This is a genomic window from Pseudomonas sp. BJa5 (genome assembly GCF_030272875.2).
GTDB lineage: Bacteria > Pseudomonadota > Gammaproteobacteria > Pseudomonadales > Pseudomonadaceae > Aquipseudomonas.
Genome location: NZ_JALRNG020000010.1, coordinates 96,774 through 118,158, shown reverse-complemented (window position 1 = coordinate 118,158; position 21,385 = coordinate 96,774). Strand labels below are relative to the sequence as shown.

Below are 21,385 nucleotides of genomic sequence, written 5' to 3'. Positions count from 1 at the left end.
ACCTACAGGGAGAGCGGCCATGTCTACACCTGAGCACGTACAGGCGCCGGGCTTGAATACGGCACCTGCCGGAGATTTTTCTTCGGCCAGCTTCAATCTTGATTTCCTGCGCCAGCAAATGCCGGACTGGTTACGCCAGGCCCCGCCTGTGCTGTTGGCGCAACTGGCGGCCAGCATGCGTGCCAGCGAGGCGAGCCGCGCGGCACGCACCCGGTTGCTGGCACCGCTGCGATCAATCCAGGCATTCGCCGCGCCACGCTTCTCGGCGGCGCTCAAGCGTCGCTTCGGCACACGGCTTTCCGAGGCAACGGATCGCTTCGAGCGCGGGGACATGCACCTGGATGGTTTTACCCTGCCGATCTATCGACCCGTCTGGAAGCGCAGCTATATCCAGCAGGATCTGCTGCAGGCCGCGTTGCATAACTTCACCCCGAGCCAGGCCGCGTCCGGCAGTGTGGTAAGTCGCTCGTCACAGTTCCTTCGCAAGGGCAGGCCGCTGGGTGGAGTCGATGTCGTGGCGTTCATTGCCTTGTGCCGCGAACTCGATCTGGGTGGTCAGTACCAGCGGCATATCGACGGGGTGTTCAATCCTGACGGGAACGCCGGGATACCCCAGTCGACACGTGATCTGTTCAAGGCCTGTGATCGTTACGCGCTGCAGGTCGATGCCCATCTGGCGCGGATCCGCGGCACGCTCGGTACGGCAGCGCACCAGCACATGCTCGATGTCAGCGAGCAAAAGCGCGGGATCAACGAGCAGGGCCTGGCGCTGCGTTACAAGCGCCTGAAGCTTGCCGGCTTTGCATTGAACGGGATCAGCCTGTTCGAGTTCAGCCTGCAACCGGTGGGACACCTGGCTGGAATCGAGCAACCCTGGGCCAGGCTGATTGTGCATATTCCCGAGGATCCACAGTGCCCGCTCAAGGAGTATTCCGGCTGGCGTGAGTTCGAAGCGGACCTGGCCAGCCGGTTGGCCAACGACCATTATCAGCGTTTCTTCCTGCGTTTCGTGACGCGGCGCCAGTGGCCTGCCTTTCACCAGCAGTTGGCGCGCCGGCTTTTTCAGCAACAAGACGGCCGGAGGGTGCGGCTGGAAGCACCGTCCTTGTCACTGGATGGTCCTCTTCGCCGGGCCGACCTGTTCGATGAGCTGTTCGACGAGCGCCTGAGCCTGCTCAAGGATGATGGACGTTTCCTGGCTGTGCCGACGGCCGAACTGGAAGCCGCTGAGCGCCAGGCAACCCTGGACAAGGCATTGGCCCTGGGCATGGATGTGCTGGGGTTGGCCGCCTTCATTGTGCCGGGCGTTGGCCAGGCATTGTTCGGAGTGGTGGTGGCACAGTTGATGGGCGAGGTCTTTGTCGGCCTGGAAGACTGGGCAGAAGGCGATCGCCACGAGGCCTTGAAATGCCTGACGCAGGTGGTGGGCGAGGTCGCCGGGTTGGCGGCGGGCGCGGTTGTGGTTGCCGGGGCGGCCACATTGGTGCGCAATTCGACCTTGTTCAGGCGTCTGGCCCTGGTGCGCCTGGACAATGGCACCCAGCGCCTGTGCAACCCCGACCTGGCACCTTATGCGGTGCAGCTGGACCCTGCGCTGGCAGGTACACCGTCCGGGCAGGGCATCTACCTGGTGGACGGGCAACAATTTGTTCGTATCGACGGTAGTTACTATCGTGTCGAGCAAACGGCCGACGCCGGGACCTGGCGCGTTCGGCACCCGGTCCGTGACGACGCCTGGGTCCCGGCGCTCGAACACAATGGCCAGGGGGCCTGGCGCAGTCGTTTTGACAGTCCGCGACAGTGGCAGGGCAGCCAATACCTGTTTCGACGCCTGGGCCACAGTGTCGATGATTTCAGCGACGAGGAAGTCACCGCGTTGCTGGCCATCAGCGGCACCGATGAAGCGCAACTGCGTCAATGGCATCTGCAGCAGCGCACACCCGCTGGTGCATTGCGTGAAGCCTTCGCCAGGGTGCGTTTGCAAAGGCGCCTGCAAGGCCTGGACGAGCAGTTGCGAACGTCTTCGGAGGTAGCTGACGATGTGCTGGTCTGGCGCTTGTTGCAGTCCATGGCGAGTGAAGCGCTTGCCGAGGGGGATGCCGCAAGGCTGGGTGAGCAGATGCAGCGGTGGCTGCAGGAAAACTGGCAAGGATTCTTTGAGCATTGCATGACGCTGGAGCGACCGGCCGCAAGGTCGGTGCTGACCCGTGATTTCCCTGGGTTGGCGCCGGCCATTGCCGAAGAAATCGAAGCGGGTGCAACGGCCACCGAGCGCCTGGCCATGGACAGCGAAGTCCGCCTGCCGATGCGCCTTGCCCGGCAGGCACGTCAGGCGTTGCGCGAATCGCGGCTCGATCGCGCCCTCGAAGGGTTTTTCTGGCCGCAGATGGCCAATGCCGACTGCGACCGTCTGCTGCTGCATGCGCTGATGGAAGACCCGCAGTGGCCCCCCTCGCTCAAACTGCACATCGCCGATACTCAAGCCGTCCCTCAAAGCCGGGAACTGATCAGAAGGGGAAGGCGCTATATCGACAGCCAGCAGCCTGATGCGCCTGCCCGAGACCTGCTTGAACTGGCGCGTGAGCTGGCCGGCTTTGCACCGCAGGTACATCTGCAGGACCTGCGCCGCCAGCTTGGCGTGCAAATCAGCCAGCAGCGGGACCTGGCCAGGCGGGTGCTGGGTGAGGCCGGGCAGCGCTGGTGGACGCCGCTGCAACGACTGGCCGACGGCCGCTTGGGCTATGCATTGAGCGGCCGGGGTGTGCTGGCGGTAGCGCAGCGGTCCATTGAAGAAGAAATACTGGAGCTCTATCCGGACTTTTCTGCTGAGGATATTACTGCCTTTCTAGAGCCTTACCGTGCCCGCCCGGCTGCGGCCCGGGCACTGTTGCAGCGTCGCCGGGATGAATTGCAGCGCCTGCGTGGCACGCTGCAGCACTGGCAGGCACAGCCCGGCAGCCGCTATCAGGCCGACAGCCGCCAGCTTTTCGCCAATCGTCTGCTCGGTGCCTGGCGGCGCCAGGTAACGGCCATCCACACGCCGCTGGGCCAGCGGCTGGGCTATTCGCTGTTCCTGGGCGATTTGCACGTGGGGGCGCTGCCTTCACTGGAGTCGATCGATTTCAGCCATATTGTCGAACTGGACCTGTCCGGCGCGCGGTTGAACAGCATCACCCCCGGCTTTTTCGAACAGTTTGGCCGCTTGCGTTTTCTCGATCTGTCCGGCAATGCCTTGACCCGCGTGCCGGATGGTCTCGAACGGCGCCTGACGCTGCGCCACCTGCGCCTGCGCGGCAACCGCATTACCCTGGATGAAGCGGGTGCCAGGCGCATGGCGAACATGTGGGGGCTGGAGACGCTGGACCTGACGGGCAATCCACTGAGCCAGGCCCCCGACCTCAGCCGTATGACCCACCTGCGTGTCATGCAATTGCGCAATACCGGAATCGAACAACTGCCGGTGGGGTTCTGGGACCAGGCAGCGCTTGAGGCGCTCGATCTGCGTGACAATCGCATCAGTCACCTGCCTGAGCAATTTTTCGAAGAGCCCCGGGGCTTTTTGCGACGAGTGCATCTGGAGGGCAACCCGTTGCCCGAAGCCCAGCAGCGCCGCCTGCTGGCTCGCCAGGGCCTTGCCAGGCCCGCGTCGATCCCACTGCTTCGCTATTCGGGCGAGCAGTACTGGGCTGCGCCTCGGGAGATTTATCAGCAACTCTCCAACTATTGGCGGGTACTGCAGCGCGAGCCCCGCGCCCAGCCGTTGCTGACCCTGCTTGAGCGGCTTGCCGGCATGGCCGAAGCCCGTGGGCTGCGCGAGGAACTGCGTGAACGGGTGCAGGCCGTGCTTGAGGTGGCCGTAGACAGCGACCTGGGGCATGACTTGTTCCTGTTCGTCGAGGACCCGCAAATGCTGGGCAGAGAACCTTTGTGGGTATTCAGTGCCCTGGAAATGCGCACCCAGGGCTACCGGGCCCTGGTCGACAGCCTGCAGACGCAAACACCCGAGCGACTGATCGGGTTCGCCCGTTCGCAGTTCAACCTGAGTCGCCTGGAACGCTATCTGACGGCACTCATCCAGTCGCAGCCCGAGTGGTGGGCCCTCCAGGAGGACGTCCAGCTGGCGTTTCGCCAGGCACTGCACGAACGGCTCGGGCTTCCTGGCTACAGACAGACCACGGACTTTGGCGACTTGGGCATTACCCAGGAGCACATCGCCGAAGCCGAGGAGTATGTCCGTGAGGGGCAGCCGGCCGAACTGGCACATTTTCTCGCCCATCAAGGTGTGTGGGGGCAGTACTTGCGTTTGCGCCATGCCGATGCCTGGCATGCGCTGGAAGCCCGCTTCGCCGAGCGTGAGGAACTGCAGCGCTTGCGCGAGGTGGCCTTGCCCGCGGCCGAGCGTGAGCGTCGCGCCAATGCGCGGCACATCCAGCAGGCGCTGGACGAAGATGCCTTGATGATGCAGTTGACGCGCGAGGCAATGGGGCTGCCGGTCGAGCCATCGACGGCGGCGCGGGGTGATGGCTGATTCGTGAAGGGGGCAGGGGAGGCTGGCGTCCTCCCTGATCCCCGGAGCCGGTATGTTCCAGCGTCCGGGCAAAGATCGGCAGATGCAATTTTGCCCCCGCTCCGCTACGATTAGCGGTCTTCAGCTTGCCAGTCGCGACGGTTTTCGATGAGTTATCAGGTTCTTGCACGTAAATGGCGTCCGCGCTCGTTCCGCGAAATGGTCGGCCAGACCCATGTGCTCAAGGCTCTGATCAATGCGCTGGATAATCAGCGCCTGCACCATGCCTACCTGTTCACCGGTACCCGCGGCGTGGGCAAGACCACCATTGCGCGGATCATCGCCAAGTGCCTGAACTGCGAGACCGGTATCACCTCTACCCCCTGTGGCACCTGTTCGGTGTGCCGGGAGATCGACGAGGGCCGTTTCGTCGACCTGATCGAGATCGACGCCGCCAGTCGCACCAAGGTCGAGGACACTCGCGAACTGCTCGATAACGTGCAGTACGCACCAAGCCGCGGGCGCTTCAAGGTCTACCTGATCGACGAAGTGCACATGCTCTCCAGCCACTCGTTCAACGCCTTGCTCAAGACGCTGGAAGAGCCGCCGCCCTACGTCAAGTTCATCCTGGCCACCACTGACCCGCAAAAGCTGCCGGCCACGATCCTGTCGCGCTGCCTGCAGTTCTCCCTGAAGAACATGACCCCCGAGCGGGTGGTCGAGCACCTGAGCCATGTGCTGGCGGCCGAGAACGTTCCGTTCGAAGACGATGCCCTGTGGTTGCTGGGCCGCGCCGCCGACGGCTCCATGCGTGATGCCATGAGCCTGACCGACCAGGCCATTGCCTTCGGTGAGGGCAAGGTGCTGGCTGCGGATGTACGGGCCATGCTCGGTACGCTCGATCACGGCCAGGTCTATGGCGTGTTGCAGGCCTTGCTCGAAGGCGATGCCCGAAGCTTGCTCGAGGCGGTGCGGCAACTGGCCGAGCAGGGGCCGGACTGGAACGGCGTGCTGGCCGAGATGCTCAACGTGCTGCACCGCGTGGCCATCGCCCAGGCCTTGCCCGAGGCGGTCGACAACGGCCAGGGCGACCGTGAGCGGGTACTGGCCCTGGCCCAGGCGCTGCCGGCCGAAGACGTACAGTTCTATTACCAGATGGGCCTGATCGGTCGTCGCGACCTGCCGCTGGCGCCGGATCCTCGTGGTGGTTTCGAGATGGTCCTGTTGCGCATGCTGGCGTTCCGTCCCGCTGATACCACTGACGCACCGACGCCGGTACTAAAGCCGGTGGGGATCAGCCAGGCCACAGCTGATTCTGCGAGCAAGGTGGCAGCAGCCAGCCCGGCTGCGCCAGCGGTGATCGCTGCGCCGGTGGCTGCACCTGCCCCGACCGCTCCTGTCGCGCAAGACGTTGCCGAACCTGAGCCGGTCGAGGTGGCGCCGCAAGCGCCCGAGCCGGTTGTCGATCTGCCCTGGAACGATCCTGTCGAGGCGCCGCCTGTTGTCGAGCCTGAGCCTGAGCCTGAACCTGAACCTGAGGCGCCGCAACCGGCACCGGCGCAAGTCCAGGCCAGTGTTCGCCAGGTCGAGCCGCCGCACGACGATATGGGTTACAGCCCGGCGGGCATGGACCGTGACGACGAACCGCCGCTGGATGAAGACTATTACGAGCCGGACATGGATCCGGCCAGCTACAGTTATCTGGATGAACTGGCCATCGAGCATGTGCACGAGGCTGCGCCGGTCGCCGAACCCGAGCCGTTGCCGGCCGCCCAGCCGGCCACCGGCCTGGCCTTGCAATGGCTGGAATTATTCCCGCAGTTGCCGATTTCCGGGATGACCGGCAGTATCGCCGCCAACTGTACGCTGATGGCTGCGCAGGGCGATGACTGGCTGCTGCACCTGGACCCGGCCCACAGCGCCCTGTTCAACGCCACCCAGCAGCGGCGCCTGAACGAGGCCCTGAACCAGCACTTCGGGCGCACACTCAGGTTGTCCATCGAGCTGATTCGCCCGGAGCAGGAAACCCCGGCCCAGGCGGCGGCCCGCAAGCGTGCCGAGCGCCAGGGCGAGGCCGAGGCATCGATTCACGCCGATCCGCTCATCCAGCAGATGATTCAGCAGTTTGGCGCCATGGTCCGGCAGGATACGATTGAACCTGTGGACGCCCCGGTTGCCCAGGGCGAATGACCGAATGACACAAGCGGCCCGGCCCAGACCCGCGCCGCATTCCGTAACGCTATAGTTGAGGTGATCCCCATGATGAAAGGTGGCATGGCCGGCCTGATGAAGCAGGCCCAGCAGATGCAGGAAAAAATGGCCAAGATGCAGGAAGAACTGGCCAACGCCGAAGTGACCGGCCAATCGGGCGCTGGCCTGGTCAGCGTGGTGATGACCGGTCGTCACGACGTCAAGCGCATCAGCCTGGACGACAGCCTGATGCAGGAAGACAAGGAAGTCCTGGAAGACCTGATCGCCGCCGCCGTCAACGATGCCGTGCGCAAGGTCGAGCAGAACAGCCAGGACAAGATGGGCAGCATGACGGCCGGCATGCAGTTGCCACCAGGTTTCAAGATGCCCTTCTAAAGTGCTCGCAAGTGAATAAGCCAGGCTATTGCCTGGCTTTTTTTTTGCGCCGTCGTCAGTTGTAGGTGATGGTGAACCAGGCCCGGGCCGGCGCCGGTCCTTCGCGAATCTGTGAGGAGGGGACCTGCTGGATGTACTGGGCGCTCAGCTGGATTTCATGGCGTGACACGCCAGGGTAGACGGTCCCGGCCGCGAGTGAACTGCCCAGGGCAATGGTCGAAGTGGCACCATTGAGGCGGTGTTGAATGCGAATGCCAACACCTGCGGCGCCTGCTCCAGGTGCCAGGCGCAGGGCCTGGGTACGGTTGTCGGGGTGGTGGGCGTCGGTGATGGCGAACCGTACGTACCGGCTGCCACCGGGCGCTCCTCCGTTGCAATTGAGAACGATGGAGAAGGGTACTGCCGGGGTGGTGAAATTGACCCCATTGAAGATTGCCCGCGGATGATTGCCCAGAAATACCGGGATCAGTTTCGAGCCGGCATCGACGGAACAGGTGGGGTTGGTTTCCACTACCTCTATTTGCGGATTGGTTAGTCGCAATGTGCTCGGGGTCAGTGATGCGGCCGTGAGGTGCCCTAGTTCAACCGGCATGCGCAGTGTACCGGGTGTGATGTGTCCGGTTTTAATCAGGGACAGCGTAAATTGCGGTGTATGAGACCTCGTTCCGCCTGTCGGCCAGGCTACGGAATGGCGAGGCCAGCGCAAATATAGATTATGCCCATCGCCGGCGTGTAGCCGAACGCCAATACCGGACACTGAGGTTTCATAGGTATCGCCAGAGTAATAGGTCATCGGGCTGCTGAAGCCGTGGGTGTATAGCCAGCCTCTCGAACAATTCAGGCTGATTCGACTGCCGCTCACGCGCTGCTCAAACAGAACGTGGTCTACAGGGAGGTCGTTGTTGACCACCAGCCTCTGCGGAAGGTTGAAGTAGAAGGTTTGCGGGCCAGACCCATTGACGTACCGGCAACCGGTACGCCCGTCCGCAAGCGCCTGATTGGAAAGCGCACCCAGCAGCAGGGCCGACGCCGCCAGGTGGGACCTTGACTTGCTTGTAGCTATCGTTGCAAAAAAATCAGGCAAGGCAATTGGAAAAATCATGGATCGTGCTTCCGCTACAGGCTGGTCGGGTGATGGAGTGCCACAGGTGTAAGCAAGCGCGCATGCAGTGGTGGGCCTTTCCCCCGGTGGCATGCAGGTTAATCGTCAGTTGTAGGTGATGTTGAACCTGGCCCGGGCCGGTGCCAGCCCTTCTCGAATCTGTGAGGGGGGGACCTGCTGGATGTACTGGGCGCTCAGATTGATTGCAAAGCGTGGCACGCCAGGGTAGACGGTCCCGGCCGCGAGTGAACTGCCCATGGCAACGGTCGAAGTGGCACCATTGAGGTGATGCCGAATGCGAACGCCAACACCTGCGGCGCCGGCGTTGGGTGCCAGGCGCAGGGCTTGGGTACGGTTCTCGGGATAGTGGAAGTCGGTGATGGTGAACCGTACGTTTCGGCTGCTACCGGGTCCTCCTCCACTGCAATTGAGGGCGATGGAGAAGGGCATTGCCGGGGTGGTGAAATTGACTCCATTGAAGCTTGCCCGCGGATGATCGCCCAGGAACACCGGGATCAGTTTCGATCCAGCATCGACGGAGCAGGTGGGAATGTTTTCCACTACCTCAATTTGTGAATTGGCTAGCCGCAAAGACTCAGTGGTCAGTGCGCCGGCTGTGACATGTCCTAGTTCAACCGGCAACCTCAGTGTGCCGGGTGTGATAGGTCCGATTTTTTCCAGGGTCAGAAAAAACCTCGGGGTCTCATGCTGGCTTCCGGTGTTTTGCGAGATTTCGGAATGGCGTGGCCAATGCAGATAATCGTGTCTCGCGACGCTGAGGACTTGTACCCGAACGCCAATACCAGGAACTGTAGTTCGATAGACAAAGCCAGAGTGCAAGCTCATCGAGCTATTGAAGCCGTGGGTGAGTCGCCAGCCTGCCGAGCAACGAATGCTGACTGTAGGACCGCTCGCTGATAGATGCTCGAATATGTATCCGTCAGGGAGGTTCCTGTCGAACACCAGCCTTTGCGGAAGGTCGATGGTCAAGATTTGCGGCCCTGTCCCATTGATGAACTGGCAGCTGGTGCGTTCGTCCGCAAGCGCCTGACTGGAGAGCGAACCCAGCAGCAGCGCCCACGCCGCCAGGTGGGACCTTGACTTGCTTGCTGCTGTCGTTGCAAAAAAATCAGGCAAGGCAGATGGAAAGATCATGGCTCATGCTTCCGGTAAAGGCTGGTCGGGTGATGGAGTGCCGCAGGTGGCAGAAAGGCGCGGGGTCTCTCCGCTGGCACCTTTGGTGGCCGGGAAGGTGTAGGCAAACATGCACGCGGTGGCGGACGTTTCCCCCCAGCGGACCTGCAGGTTGCCGCGTGCTTGCAGGCCGCGGGCAAATATCTGGCTACCCTGGCCAACGACACCGACCTCTTTGCCGGTTTCGTCCACAACGCTGGCACCAAAGGGAAGGGCTGCTGCATTGCGTTGCCTGGCGTGAATGATCGCGGAGCGCCCCGATGAGGTCTTGAACTCCAGCATCGGGATTGCACCGGCCCTGGGAACTGCCTGCTGGCTGCTGACCTGCAGCTCGACGTCGGTTGATAGCCCCTTGGGGTCCAGGCTGACCGTATTGCGGCGGTAGGGCGTCAGATTCGGCACCACGGCATAGCCACGGCTGTCCAGCTTGAGTGCGGTGCTGCTGGACACGTGAGCTCCTTGGGCATGTTCGGCCTTGACGATGGCGAAGGTGTCCGACAAGGGCTGGGCCAGGGTTACCCCGCCGGGGTGGGCGACCACGGCACCGCGTACACCGACAGAGGCTTGCGAGGTGTTGCTGCCACGACTCAGAGAAGCACTGAGTTCGGCATTCGAACCGCGGTAGAGGGTATTGGTGCTGACTGTACTGTTGCGCTGGTCGTCGGCGCGGTCGTGGCTGGTGGTGATGCCATAGCTCAGGCTGTGATCAGCGCTGGCAGTACCGGTCAGGGTGGTTTGCCCGTGGGTACGCCCATGATTGTCCCGCGAAGCGCTGGCGCTGAGGCTCTGCAAACGTTCGCCACCCAATGGCAGGGACAGGCTCAGGTACAGGGTGTTGTCACTGCGGCCTGACTGGCTGCGTTCTCGGCTGGCATTGAGGCTGTAGCCCAGGGTCTTGTAGCGGTTGCTGTAGCCCAGGGTGTAACTCAGGTCGCCGCCGGAGCGGTTCCAGTAAGTGGCCGCCGAGGCGCTGAGGTGCAATTGACCGTAGTCGTCGGCGAGCGGTTGCCCCAGGGCCAGGGTCGTGCGGTTACGCTGGCGCAGAAAGCTCCTGCTGTCGCCATGCGCGCGTTGATACTGGCGCTGCAGGTGGGCGTCTTCCAGGCCAAAAAAGCCACTGGTTGAATAGCGGTACGTGGCCAGGGCGATCTGGGTGTCGGTTTCGGCAAGCGTCTTTGCATAGCTGAGGCGCAGGCTCTGGCCCTGGACGCTGCCCTGGCCCTGGAGGTGGGTTCTGGCCTGGGTAATGTCGGCGCCAAACGCACCCAGTTCAGTGTTCAGGGCGCCACCCAACAGGCCCGAGCCATAGCCTGAAGCCAGGTTCATGCCGCTGTAGGCAGTGACCATGTTGCTCAGGCCGTATTGCCAGGTGCCCTCGACAAATACAGGGTCGCTGTCCAGTTGCGGGTTGCGCAAGGTGCCCAGCGTGGCGCTGTAGCGGCTGACACCGGGGCGCAGCGACAAGGGCACGGCGGCGTATGGCACGGAGAAGCCGTGTTCGCGGCCGTCGGCTTCGATGACCGTGACGTCCAGGTCGCCGCCGTAGCCCGTGGAATACAGGTCGTCAATCTCGAAGGCGCCCGGTGCCACCGTGGTTTCATGCAGGATCACGCCGCGCTGGCGCACTATGACCCGCGCGTTGCTGCTGGCGATGCCGCGGACCACCGGGGCAAAGCCACGCAATGAATTGGGCAGCATGCGCTCATCACTGGCCAGGCGCAGCCCGGTAAAGCTGACCGCGTCGAACAGCTCGCCAGAGGTGTAGGCTTCGCCCAGGGTCAGTTGCGAGGTCCAGGGGGTGATGTCGCGCTGGGCGTAGCTGGCGAGGCTCTGGTAGTGCTGCTGACCCTGATTGTTCCAGGTCAAGGCGCCATCGTGGCGCAAGCGCCATTGGCCGACATTCAGGCCGCTGTTGAGTCCCAGGTAACCCTGGGTCAGGCTGCCTTGCGCTTGTTGGTGGTTGCGCGTGCCGTACAGGTTGAAGTTGTAACCGAGAAAGCCTGCCGTCACGCCACTGTCCCAATGCTCGGGATCGACAGTGTCGCGCGCGTTTCGCTTCAGCGAGGCCTGGGGCACCGACAGGAACAGGCGCTGGCTGGCGAATTCGAAGCGACTGCTGGCATCGTCGATCAGTTGTGCCAGTGCAAGGCACGCACTTTGAGGTTCCAGGCGGTCCCGGATTTCACGGTTCAGCCGCTGCACGTCGATGGCCAGTCGTTCGAGCATTGCAGTATCGAAGCAGGCTTGGGCGTCGCGGTCTTGAGCGTCGGCCTTGAAGGGCAGGTCGAAACGCCCCTGCCAGGTCTGGTTGACGAAAACGTCAACGTTGTAAGTGCCAGCGGCGACAACATTACGGTTGTTGAAGCGTGACAGGTCGATGGCCTGGCCACTGCCGTTGGTCAGGAAGGCCGGCTCGAACTGAGTTGCAGAGGCGGATGTCGTTTCGGCCTGGACGCTGGCGTGAAGTAGCATCAAGGCCACCAGACTTATAACTTTGTCCGGTACAGGCACACAAAGTCTTATAAGAGTCATGTTGGGGAGAGTCTTTAATAATTACAGGCGGCCACGGAAGTTCGCAGTGTGGACACTGTGAATGGGTGCTTGAGGTGTAGGTAAGTTGTGTGCGGCGGGTTTAATTTGAAGTGTTGAGTTGTGATTTGTTAGTGGTTCCCGCACCGTAGTCATTGATGCTGATGAACTTCACTCGTGCATCGGTACTGATCGTTGAGTGCTCTTTTATTACAAAACGCTCGCTGCTGAACGGCGCGATGTAACCGGTGCCCAAGGCTTCGCTCTTGCCATTGTGTTCAACATTGATTTCACCCATGTTCACGTAGTAAGCGGTCGGATTGTGCCCGACCAGTACCAGGCCCTTGCCGTTTTCACCAGGTGCCGTGTTCCAGGTCACCTCGGCGGGCGCGTCAGCGGCCTTGCCGGGCAGCCCTTGTGGCCGATACATCAGTTTGATCCGGGTCCTGAAGGCGAGCTGCAGGTGGTTGTCTTCCTGGGCTTTGGGCGGTACCTCAAGCATGTTCAGCCAGTACAGGGTTTCGCGGTCTTTGCTCATTGGTGCACCGCTGTGGATCAGGCGAATGGCCTGCCCCTGTTCGGGCTCGATACGGATCAGCACCGGAGTGATGGTAAAGGGCACCTGCAAGGTCTCGGGAGCCGCTTCGGCATCGCCGTCATCGAGCCAGACCTGGACCAGGGTTGGGGATTTGCTGGTATTGCTGAGATTGACGGTAACTTCACGTTCCTGGGCGGGGAAAATCACCCGGGTGCCGGAAATCACTACGCTGGCATGAGCGTGGCCGAACACTGCCAGTAGGGCCAGGGTGGCGAGCAGCTTGGGGAGCGACTGGATCATGGGACGTTCAAGACCTGAAGGGGCGGGTGCACGTATCGGTGAGCACCCGGGACGACAGTTGCCCGGAGCGGGCAACTGCCAGTGGCGAGGCTTAAGGGAAGCGGATCATGTATTGCACGCGGGTGTTCGCCGCACCTGGGGTGGTGGCACCAGTGGCGTAGTACTCGCTGTAGTAGTTAAGGGTCGCCGCGCCTGCGGTCAGCGGAACCGGGATGGTGTTCTGCGAGCCATCTGGCGCGCCGACGCGAATTTGCTCGTTTCGCTCGTTGAGCAGTTGGATCTGCACGTTCTGAGCCCCGTTGGCATCAACGTTCAGGCGCCCTAGTGGGTCGACGTTAGGACCATTGAGGAAGGAAATGTCCACATTGCCGGCGGCTGGCGTGCAGTTGCTCAGCTGGATGTTGAACGGTTGACGTTCAGCAGTCTGGCCTGGCGTGGTCAGTTGCGAAGTATGTGCTGGTCCCATGGCGACGGTGAAGTTCTGACCGCCGGCACCGCCGTTGATAGTGCAGGTAGTGCCGGAGATGCTACCGCTAAACTCGATCTGCCCATCAGTGGCTTGAGCGTTGAGGCTCATGCCGGCCAGCAATGGGAAGGACAGGGCGAAACCAAGGATGCTTTTTTTCATGTTGCTTCCATAATCGATAGGTTGTTGTGCCTTGGGGTTCATTAGTGCAGAACTTCAACTAAGTTTCTGAGGTTGCTGCGGTAATGTTGTTAGGCGAGGCGATTATGGCTTTTCTTGTTGGGGGTGGATGTAGGATCAGGTTACATGGTGTTGTGTAACTATATGACTGTCAGTGTAGGGCGTTGAGTAGTTTGCTTCAGGTTCTATCAAGTAATGGTGTTGGCTACTTGTCGAGTGCGCGCTGCTTGGCGGTTTATCTTGCAAGTGTCCTACACTGAAAGCTGTACTCACTTCCCGGTTTGACGCTGGCTCATGGGCCGGGTATAAACCGCCTTCATTTGCGCCAAGGTCTTTTCCTATGAGTTTCAGTCCACTTATCCGACAGCTGATCGACGCCCTGCGCATCTTGCCCGGTGTCGGCCAGAAAACCGCCCAGCGCATGGCGTTGCAACTGTTGGAGCGTGATCGCAGTGGTGGTGCGCGTCTGGCCCAGGCCCTGAGCCAGGCTATGGAAGGCGTAGGACATTGCCGCCAGTGCCGGACGCTGACCGAGCAGGAACTGTGCCCGCAGTGTTCCGACCCGCGTCGTGATGACAGCCTGTTGTGTGTAGTGGAGGGTCCGATGGATGTCTATGCCGTGGAGCAGACCGGCTATCGCGGTCGTTACTTTGTCCTCAAGGGGCATCTGTCGCCGCTCGATGGCCTGGGGCCGGAGGCCATCGGTATTCCGCAGTTGATGGCGCGTATCGAAGAACAGGGCACCTTCAGTGAGGTGATCCTGGCCACCAACCCGACGGTGGAGGGTGAGGCGACGGCCCATTACATCGCCCAGTTGCTGGCCGACAAGGGCCTGGTCGCCTCGCGCATCGCCCATGGCGTGCCGCTGGGTGGGGAGCTGGAGCTGGTCGACGGCGGCACCCTGGCGCATTCCTTTGCCGGGCGTAAGCCCATCGCATTGTGAGGATGCTGCTTCATCGCGGGGCAAGCCCGCTCCCACAGGAGAGTGTTGTGGGAGCGGGCTTGCCCCGCGATGGCGAGACTCAGCGTTCGCTCAGCGAAAATGCGGTCAGGCAGAAAGTAGGGACGCCTGCATCGTTCAGGCGCTTCGAACCTTCCAGTTCCGGCAGGTCAATGATGGCCGCCGCTTCGAACACCTCGGCACCGGTACGCCGTACCAGTTTGGTGGCCGCCAGCAGGGTGCCGCCGGTGGCGATCAGGTCGTCGAAAATCAGCACCGAGTCGCCTTCGCACAGGCTGTCGGCATGCACTTCGAGGAAGGCTTCGCCGTACTCGGTCTGGTAGCCCTCGGCGAGCACGTCGGCCGGCAGCTTGCCTTGCTTGCGGAACAGGATCAGGGGCTTGTTCAACTGGTGGGCGATGATCGAACCGATCAAGAAGCCGCGGGCGTCCATGGCACCGATGTGGCTGAATTCGGCCTCGACATAGCGCTCGATGAACGCATCGGCCACATGGCGCAGGCCCCGTGGCGACTGGAACAGCGGGGTGATGTCGCGAAAGATCACGCCAGGTTTCGGGAAGTCCGGCACCGGGCGGATCAGGGCTTTGAGGTCGAAGGTATCGCTGTGCATGGGGCGGGTATCCTGAAAAACGAATGCCCGCCAGTATACCCTTTATCCTGCCGGCTCAGCTGTCCAGCGAACCACCGGCCAGCGCACACAGCTGGATCGGGTCGAGGATATGGATTTCCTTGCCTTCGGCAGCGATCAGGCCGTTTTGCTGGAAGCGGGTGAAAACTCGTGAAACAGTTTCCACGGCCAGGCCCAGGTAGTTGCCGATCTCGTTGCGTGACATGCTCAGGCGGAACTGGTTCGCCGAGTAGCCACGGGCACGGAAGCGTGCCGAGAGGTTGACCAGGAAGGTGGCGATGCGTTCGTCGGCGGTCTTCTTCGACAGCAGCAGCATCATCTGCTGGTCGTCGCGGATCTCGCGGCTCATCACCCGCATCAGTTGGCGACGCAGCTGGGGCAGTTGCACCGACAGCTCGTCAAGGCGTTCGAACGGGATCTCGCACACCGAGGTGGTTTCCTGGGCCTGGGCCGACACCGGGTAGGTCTCGGTGTCCATGCCGGACAGGCCGACCAGCTCACTCGGCAGATGGAAGCCGGTGATCTGTTCCTCGCCGCCGTCGCTCAAACTGAAGGTTTTCAGGGCGCCGGAGCGCACTGCGTAGACCGAATCGAAATTGTCGCCCTGGCGGAACAGGAACTCGCCTTTCTTCAGCGGTCGCCCGCGCTTGACGATTTCATCCAGTGCATCCATGTCTTCCAGGTTCAATGACAAGGGCAGGCACAGAGGCGCCAGGCTGCAATCCTTGCAATGGGCCTGGTTGTGGGCGCGCAGTTTGACTGGCTCGGACATTTCTTCATTCCTTGTGGGAAAGCACACATAAGCCGTAAGGGTAACTCAGGGCATGGGGTTTCGGCCAGTCCATGCCGGGTAAGGCATGCTGGCACAGGTGCGGCGTATCGTCCGACCTCGTTCAACATAGTGTGCTTTACAAGGAAATCTGTAAATCAGATGACCCGGGAGAAACGCTGCTGGCTATGCATGCCCAGGTAGGCGTCGAACACCATGCATACCGAACGAACCAACAGGCGGCCGGCGGGCAGTACCTCGATACCCTGGCTGCTGAGGTTGATCAGGCCATCCTTGTGCATGGCCTGAAGGGCGGGCCATTCCTCCTTGAAATAACCGCGAAAGTCGATGGTGAACGCCTGCTCGATGCTGTCGAAGTCCAGTTCGAAATGGCAGATCAGTTGCTGGATCACCGCCCGGCGCAGACGGTCGTCGGCGTTGCACACCAGGCCCCGGCTGGTGGCCAGTTGCGAGGTGGCGAGGGTGTCCTGGTAGGTGTTCAGGTCGCTGCTGTTCTGGCAGTACAGGTCGCCGATCTGGCTGATGGCCGATACCCCCAGGCCAATCAGGTCGCAATGACCGTGGGTGGTGTAGCCCTGGAAGTTGCGTTGCAGGGTCGACTCTTCCTGGGCGATGGCCAGCTCGTCGTCGGGCAGGGCGAAATGGTCCATGCCGATGTAGCGATAGCCGGCGGCAGTGAGCTGTTCGATGGTCCGTTGCAGCATTTCCAGCTTGGCGGCAGGCGCCGGCAGGTCGTTGCTGTCGATGCGTCGCTGGGGCATGAAACGCTCCGGCAGGTGCGCATAGTTGAACACCGACAAACGATCCGGTTGCAGCTTGATGACTTCTTCCACGGTGCGGGCGAAACCTTCCGGGGTCTGCTTGGGCAGGCCGTAGATCAGGTCGAGGTTGATCGAGCGAAACTGCAGGGTGCGGGCCGCATCGATGATCGTCCGGGTCTGTTCCAGGCTTTGCAGGCGGTTGATCGCCCGTTGCACCAGCGGGTCGAGGTCCTGGACGCCGAGGCTGACGCGGTTGAAGCCCAGTTCGCGCAGCAGGCCCATGGTCGACCAGTCGGCTTCGCGCGGATCGATCTCGATGCCATAGTCGCCGGAGTCGTCATCGAGCAGGTTGAAATGCTTGCGCAGGTGGGCCATCAGCTGGCGCAGTTCGACATGGCTGAGGAAGGTCGGGGTGCCGCCACCGAAATGCAGTTGTTCGACGGTCTGTTTGGGGTCCAGATGGCAGGCGATCAGCTGGATTTCCTGTTCCAGGCGCTGCAGGTAGGGCGCGGCGCGGCCACGGTCCTTGGTGATGACCTTGTTGCAGGCGCAGTAGTAGCAGATGTTGGCGCAGAACGGCACATGCACGTAGATCGACAAGGGACGCACGGCACGCCGGCTGTCACGCAGGGCATGCAGCAGGTCGAAGGAACCGACTTCGCTGTGCAGTTGCACGGCGGTCGGGTAGGAGGTGTAACGCGGACCGGCCAGGTCATAGCGGCGAATCAGGCCAGTGTCCCAGCGAAGTGCGTCGATCATGTGGGCAGTCCCCGGATGTATCAGCAGTGTCCGGAGTCTAAGGAGTGGCGAGAAAATCTGTTTTGATTTGTATCAAAAGCGCTTCAGTGGCCCATCAACCAGTGTTGGTGCGGCCCCGGCAAGGTCCACAGGCCAAAGAGGATCACCAGCAGGCCGCCGGCGATGCGCACGCCGCGCTTTCGCAGCAGGGCGCCGGTTTGCTCGGCCGCCAGCCCGGTGGCCAGCAGCACCGGCCAGGTGCCCAGGCCGAATGCCAACATCAACAGGGCGCTGTCGAGTGCGTTACCCTGGCTCGCGGCCCAGAGCAGGGTGCTGTACACCAGGCCGCAGGGCAGCCAGCCCCACAAGGCACCCAGCAGCAGGGCGCGGGGCAGGCTGGACACCGGCAGCAGGCGGTTGGCCACGGGCTGGATATGCCGCCACAAGCCGCGGCCCAGGCCTTCGATGCGGGTCAGGCCGCTCCACCAGCCGGCCAGGTACAGGCCCATGCTGATCAGCAGCAAGGCCGCAACCACGCGCAGGCCCAGGGCCACCGGGCTGTTGGCCACGGCCCAGCCGGCCAGGCCCAGTAGCAGGCCGGCCAGGGCATAGCTGAGGATGCGGCCCAGGTTGTAGGCCAGCAACAGGCGAAAACGGCGGCTGCGTTGTTCCTTGGGGATGGCCAGGGTGAGCGCGCCCATCAGGCCTCCACACATGCCCAGGCAGTGACCGCCACCGAGCAGGCCGAGAATCAGCGCCGAGCTGAGCAGGGGCAGCAGTTCAAGCACGGGGTGGGGCGCCGTCGTCGGGTTTCTTGCCGTCGGCTTCGTCCATGGCGGCGGTGTGCTGCGGATCCTGGTCGTCGAACAGGATGCTGTGGGCCGGGCTGTCGAGGTCGTCGTACTGTCCGCTGTCCACCGCCCAGAAGAAGATGTAGACGGCGATGGCGACGATCAGCAGCGCGGCCGGGATCATGACGTATAACGCAGGCATGGTGGCTCCTGATCAGGCCGTGGCAGGGTGGGCGGTGCTGGCCGGTGCGCCGTTGGCCGGCAGGCCTTTGATGCGGGTCAAACGCAGGGCGTTGAGCACCACGATCAGCGAACTGACCGACATGCCCACCGCCGCCCATACCGGAGTAATCCAGCCCAGGGCGGCAAAGGGCAGCATCAGGCCATTATACAGCGCTGCCCACAGCAGGTTCTCGATAATGATCCGCCGGGTGCGACGTGCCAGGCTGAAGGCCTGGATCAGCGCGTCCAGGCGATTGGACAGCAGCACCGCATCGGCGCTGGTCTTGGCAAGGTCAGTGGCCGAGCCCATGGCGATGCTGATGTCGGCGGCGGCCAGCACCGGTACATCGTTAACCCCGTCGCCGAGCATCAGCACCTTGCGGCCCTGCTGTTGCAAGGCCTTGAGCTTTTCCAGTTTGTCGTCCGGGCGCAGGCCGCCGATGGCCTGGTCGATCTGCAGCTCGGCCGCCACGCTGTGCACCATCGGCGAACTGTCGCCCGACAGCAGCAGGGTCTGCCAGCCCCGTGCGCGGCAGGCAGCCAGCAGGTCGGCGGCGTCGCTGCGCAGACGGTCATCGAGTACCAGCCAGGCCAGGGCGCCGTGGCTGTCACCCAGCAACAGCCACTGGCCAGGCTCGGCAGGCATCGACGGCAGCGGGGCGCCGCTGAGGGCGCAGACATAGTCCGCTGCGCCGATACGCAGGCGCTGTCCCTGAACGACACCTTCAAGCCCCCGCCCGGGTTCGGCATGGACCTCGTCGGCGGGCACGCTGGCGCGACCGAAGGCACGGGCGATCGGGTGTTCGGAACGGTTTTCCAGGGCAGCGGCAAGCATCAGGCACTGGTCGGCATCGACGGCGCCAAGCGGGCGGATGGCGCGCAAGGTCAGGCGGCCTTCGGTGAGGGTGCCGGTTTTGTCGAAGATGACTGTATCGATCTGGTTCAGGCCTTCGAGCACATGGCCGCGGGTCAGCAGCAGTCCGAGTTTGTGCAGGGTGCCGGTGGCGGCGGTCAAGGCGGTCGGGGTGGCCAGGGACAAGGCGCACGGACAGGTGGCGACCAGCATGGCCAGCACGATCCAGAACGCCCGGGATGGGTCCAGTTGCCACCAGAGCAGGCCGATGGCCGCGGCGGCCACCAGGGAGAACAGCAGGAACCATTGCGAGGCGCGGTCGGCGATTTCGGCCAGGCGCGGTTTTTCCGACTGCGCCCGCTCCAGCAGGCGGACGATGGCCGACAGGCGGGTGTCCTGGCCCAGCGCCTGGACCTCGACGGTCAGCGCACTTTCCACGTTCAACGTGCCGGCAGTGACCGCATCGCCGGCACGGCGGGGTTGCGGCAGGTATTCGCCGGTCAGCAGCGACTCATCGACACTCGACTGGCCATTGACGATGCGCCCGTCGGCGGGGACGACGTGGCCCGGTTGAATCAGTACGCAGTCGCCCAGTTGCAACTCACTGAGCAGGATTCGCTCGCTCTGGCCCGCCGCGCCCAGGCGCAGGCAGGAGGCCGGCAGCAGGTTGACCAGTTGCGCGGTGGCGGCGGCCGTGCGTTCGCGGGCGCGCCGCTCCAGGTAGCGGCCGGCCAGCAGGAACAGGGCGAACATGCCCACGGCATCGAAATACAGCTCGCCGCTGCCGGTGATTGCCGTCCAGATGCCTGCGCCATAGGCCAGGCCGATGGCCAGGGACACCGAGACATCCATGGTCAGGTGGCGGGTGCGCAGGTCGCGGGCAGCACCACGGAAGAACGGCGCGCAGCTGTAGAACACGATGGGCGTGGTCAGGAACAGCGCGACCCAGCGCAGAATGGTGTGCAGTTCCGGGCTCAGGTCGATATTGAATTCCGGCCAGGTGGCCATGGTCGCCATCATCGCCTGGAACCACAGCAGGCCGGCGACGCCCAGCTGGCGCAGGGCGGTGCGGTTTTCGCTGGCCAGTTGTTCGGCGGCGCGGTCGGCCTGGTAGGGGTGGGCGGCGTAGCCGATGTGGCGCAGCTCGGCGAGCAGTTTCGACAGCGGCAGCTGGCTGTCGGCCCAGTTGACCTGCAGGCGGTGGTTGGACAGGTTCAGCCGCGCCTCGGTGACCCCGGGCAGGTTGCGCAGGTGCTTCTCGATCAGCCAGCCGCAGGCGGCGCAGCTGATGCCTTCGATCAGCAGGGTAGTCTCGGCCAGCTCCCCGCTGTGACGCACGAAGGGCTTCTGCACATCGGCGCGGTCGTACAGGGCCAGTTCGTCGACCAGTTGCTGGGGCAGTGCCTCGGGGTTGGCGCTGGCCTCGCTACGGTGCTGGTAGTAGCTCTCCAGGTTGCCGGCGACGATGGCTTCGGCCACGGCCTGGCAGCCGGGGCAGCAGAACAGCCGCGGCTGGCCGAGTACCACGGCGGTGAAGTGGCTGCCGGCGGGCACGGGCAGGGCGCAGTGGTAGCAGGGTGTGGGGCTGGTCATGGCGGCGGGTCGCAGATTCTTGGGTTGATCTGATCGCGGGGCAAGCCCGCTCCCACGGAAGACCCTGTGGGAGCGGGCTTGCCCCGCGATCAGGTGCGAATCATTTCTCCAGGTGTTCGGCCCCTTGCAAGGCTTCGTCGCCGAGTTGCAGGGTCACGCCGTGCTCGACTTTCTCCTCCTCGAACAACCGCCAGACATGCGCATCCTGGCTGCCCAGCAGCTCGACGAAGCGACGCCCTTCGACCTTGTCGCCGAGCTGGCCCAGGTAGCGTCCGGCTTCGCTGTCGCTGCGGGTCAGGACGATCTTGCGGTCCTTCTGCGGCTGGGTCGGCGAGATCAGGTTCAGTTCCAGGGTCTGCGGCTGGCTGTTGCCGGTCAGGCGCAGGTCGACTTCGCCGGTCAGCTCGTCCAGGTGCACGCTGGCCTTGAGGTTCAGGGTCTGGGCCAGCAGTTCGCGGTCCAGTGAGCGGTTGATGCCTTTGCCAGCCTCGTAGTAGTTGTCATTGACCAGGTTGTCCGGATTGTGCACCGCGATGGTGACCATGGTCAGGCTCAGGGTCACCGAGGTGGCCAGCACCCCGATGATGATCCAGGGCCAGAGGTGCTTGTACCAGGGGCTGGTGGCAGTTGCAGGCATGTAGTGGCT

The 21,385-nt window shown here is 63.0% G+C and carries 16 protein-coding genes; 4 read left to right on the top strand and 12 right to left on the bottom strand.

Annotated features, from left to right (window positions below; all coding sequences use genetic code 11):
• Positions 1 to 19: 19 nt before the first annotated feature.
• From M2D63_RS08345 to M2D63_RS08335, 3 genes are all read left to right on the top strand, one after another.
• A complete protein-coding gene (locus tag M2D63_RS08345; RefSeq protein WP_285862379.1) occupies positions 20 to 4,528 on the top strand; it encodes a dermonecrotic toxin domain-containing protein in 4,509 nt (1,502 codons plus the stop codon).
• A gap of 147 nt (positions 4,529 to 4,675) precedes the next feature.
• The gene (gene dnaX, locus M2D63_RS08340) at positions 4,676 to 6,697 is read left to right on the top strand and encodes a DNA polymerase III subunit gamma/tau (RefSeq protein WP_285862378.1); all 2,022 of its coding nucleotides are present in this window, start codon (positions 4,676 to 4,678) and stop codon (positions 6,695 to 6,697) included.
• A gap of 69 nt (positions 6,698 to 6,766) precedes the next feature.
• Complete coding sequence (locus M2D63_RS08335; protein ID WP_128324432.1) at positions 6,767 to 7,093, top strand: YbaB/EbfC family nucleoid-associated protein; 327 nt, start codon at positions 6,767 to 6,769, stop codon at positions 7,091 to 7,093.
• A gap of 55 nt (positions 7,094 to 7,148) precedes the next feature.
• On the opposite strand, the gene M2D63_RS08330 is transcribed toward M2D63_RS08335, so the two are convergent.
• The 5 genes from M2D63_RS08330 to M2D63_RS08310 form a co-directional block, all read right to left on the bottom strand.
• On the bottom strand, positions 7,149 to 8,195 hold the full coding sequence (locus tag M2D63_RS08330; protein ID WP_285862377.1) for a fimbrial protein: 1,047 nt from the start codon (positions 8,193 to 8,195) through the stop codon (positions 7,149 to 7,151).
• 105 nt (positions 8,196 to 8,300) lie between these two features.
• The gene (locus M2D63_RS08325) at positions 8,301 to 9,350 is read right to left on the bottom strand and encodes a fimbrial protein (protein ID WP_285862376.1); all 1,050 of its coding nucleotides are present in this window, start codon (positions 9,348 to 9,350) and stop codon (positions 8,301 to 8,303) included.
• A gap of 3 nt (positions 9,351 to 9,353) precedes the next feature.
• The gene (locus M2D63_RS08320; protein ID WP_285862375.1) at positions 9,354 to 11,861 is read right to left on the bottom strand and encodes a fimbria/pilus outer membrane usher protein; all 2,508 of its coding nucleotides are present in this window, start codon (positions 11,859 to 11,861) and stop codon (positions 9,354 to 9,356) included.
• Between the two features lie 160 nt (positions 11,862 to 12,021).
• Positions 12,022 to 12,756 carry a fimbria/pilus periplasmic chaperone gene (locus M2D63_RS08315; protein ID WP_285862374.1) on the bottom strand — a complete coding sequence of 245 codons (735 nt, stop codon included), beginning with the start codon at positions 12,754 to 12,756 and terminating at the stop codon, positions 12,022 to 12,024.
• A 91-nt stretch (positions 12,757 to 12,847) separates the two neighbouring features.
• Positions 12,848 to 13,384: a fimbrial protein gene (locus tag M2D63_RS08310; RefSeq protein WP_285862373.1), complete on the bottom strand. Its 537-nt coding sequence runs from the start codon at positions 13,382 to 13,384 to the stop codon at positions 12,848 to 12,850.
• 358 nt (positions 13,385 to 13,742) lie between these two features.
• Here M2D63_RS08310 and recR point away from each other — a divergent pair, with 358 nt between their 5' ends.
• Positions 13,743 to 14,345 carry a recombination mediator RecR gene (recR, locus tag M2D63_RS08305; RefSeq protein WP_285862372.1) on the top strand — a complete coding sequence of 201 codons (603 nt, stop codon included), beginning with the start codon at positions 13,743 to 13,745 and terminating at the stop codon, positions 14,343 to 14,345.
• A gap of 79 nt (positions 14,346 to 14,424) precedes the next feature.
• Here the strand turns inward: recR and M2D63_RS08300 are convergent, their stop codons facing one another.
• From M2D63_RS08300 to M2D63_RS08270, 7 genes are all read right to left on the bottom strand, one after another.
• Positions 14,425 to 14,973: an adenine phosphoribosyltransferase gene (locus tag M2D63_RS08300; protein WP_285862371.1), complete on the bottom strand. Its 549-nt coding sequence runs from the start codon at positions 14,971 to 14,973 to the stop codon at positions 14,425 to 14,427.
• A 55-nt stretch (positions 14,974 to 15,028) separates the two neighbouring features.
• Positions 15,029 to 15,763 (bottom strand): Crp/Fnr family transcriptional regulator FnrA, encoded by a 735-nt coding sequence (gene fnrA / locus M2D63_RS08295; protein WP_285862370.1) that lies wholly within the window; start codon positions 15,761 to 15,763, stop codon positions 15,029 to 15,031.
• Positions 15,764 to 15,918: 155 nt separating this feature from the next.
• Positions 15,919 to 17,301 carry an oxygen-independent coproporphyrinogen III oxidase gene (gene hemN, locus M2D63_RS08290; protein ID WP_285862369.1) on the bottom strand — a complete coding sequence of 461 codons (1,383 nt, stop codon included), beginning with the start codon at positions 17,299 to 17,301 and terminating at the stop codon, positions 15,919 to 15,921.
• Positions 17,302 to 17,384: 83 nt separating this feature from the next.
• Positions 17,385 to 18,068 carry a sulfite exporter TauE/SafE family protein gene (locus M2D63_RS08285; protein WP_285862368.1) on the bottom strand — a complete coding sequence of 228 codons (684 nt, stop codon included), beginning with the start codon at positions 18,066 to 18,068 and terminating at the stop codon, positions 17,385 to 17,387.
• Positions 18,061 to 18,273 carry a cbb3-type cytochrome oxidase assembly protein CcoS gene (gene ccoS, locus M2D63_RS08280; RefSeq protein ID WP_285862367.1) on the bottom strand — a complete coding sequence of 71 codons (213 nt, stop codon included), beginning with the start codon at positions 18,271 to 18,273 and terminating at the stop codon, positions 18,061 to 18,063. Before ccoS ends, M2D63_RS08285 begins: the two co-directional genes overlap by 8 nt.
• A gap of 12 nt (positions 18,274 to 18,285) precedes the next feature.
• A complete protein-coding gene (locus M2D63_RS08275) occupies positions 18,286 to 20,739 on the bottom strand; it encodes a heavy metal translocating P-type ATPase (protein ID WP_285862366.1) in 2,454 nt (817 codons plus the stop codon).
• A gap of 100 nt (positions 20,740 to 20,839) precedes the next feature.
• Positions 20,840 to 21,376: a FixH family protein gene (locus M2D63_RS08270; RefSeq protein WP_285862365.1), complete on the bottom strand. Its 537-nt coding sequence runs from the start codon at positions 21,374 to 21,376 to the stop codon at positions 20,840 to 20,842.
• Positions 21,377 to 21,385: the final 9 nt, after the last annotated feature.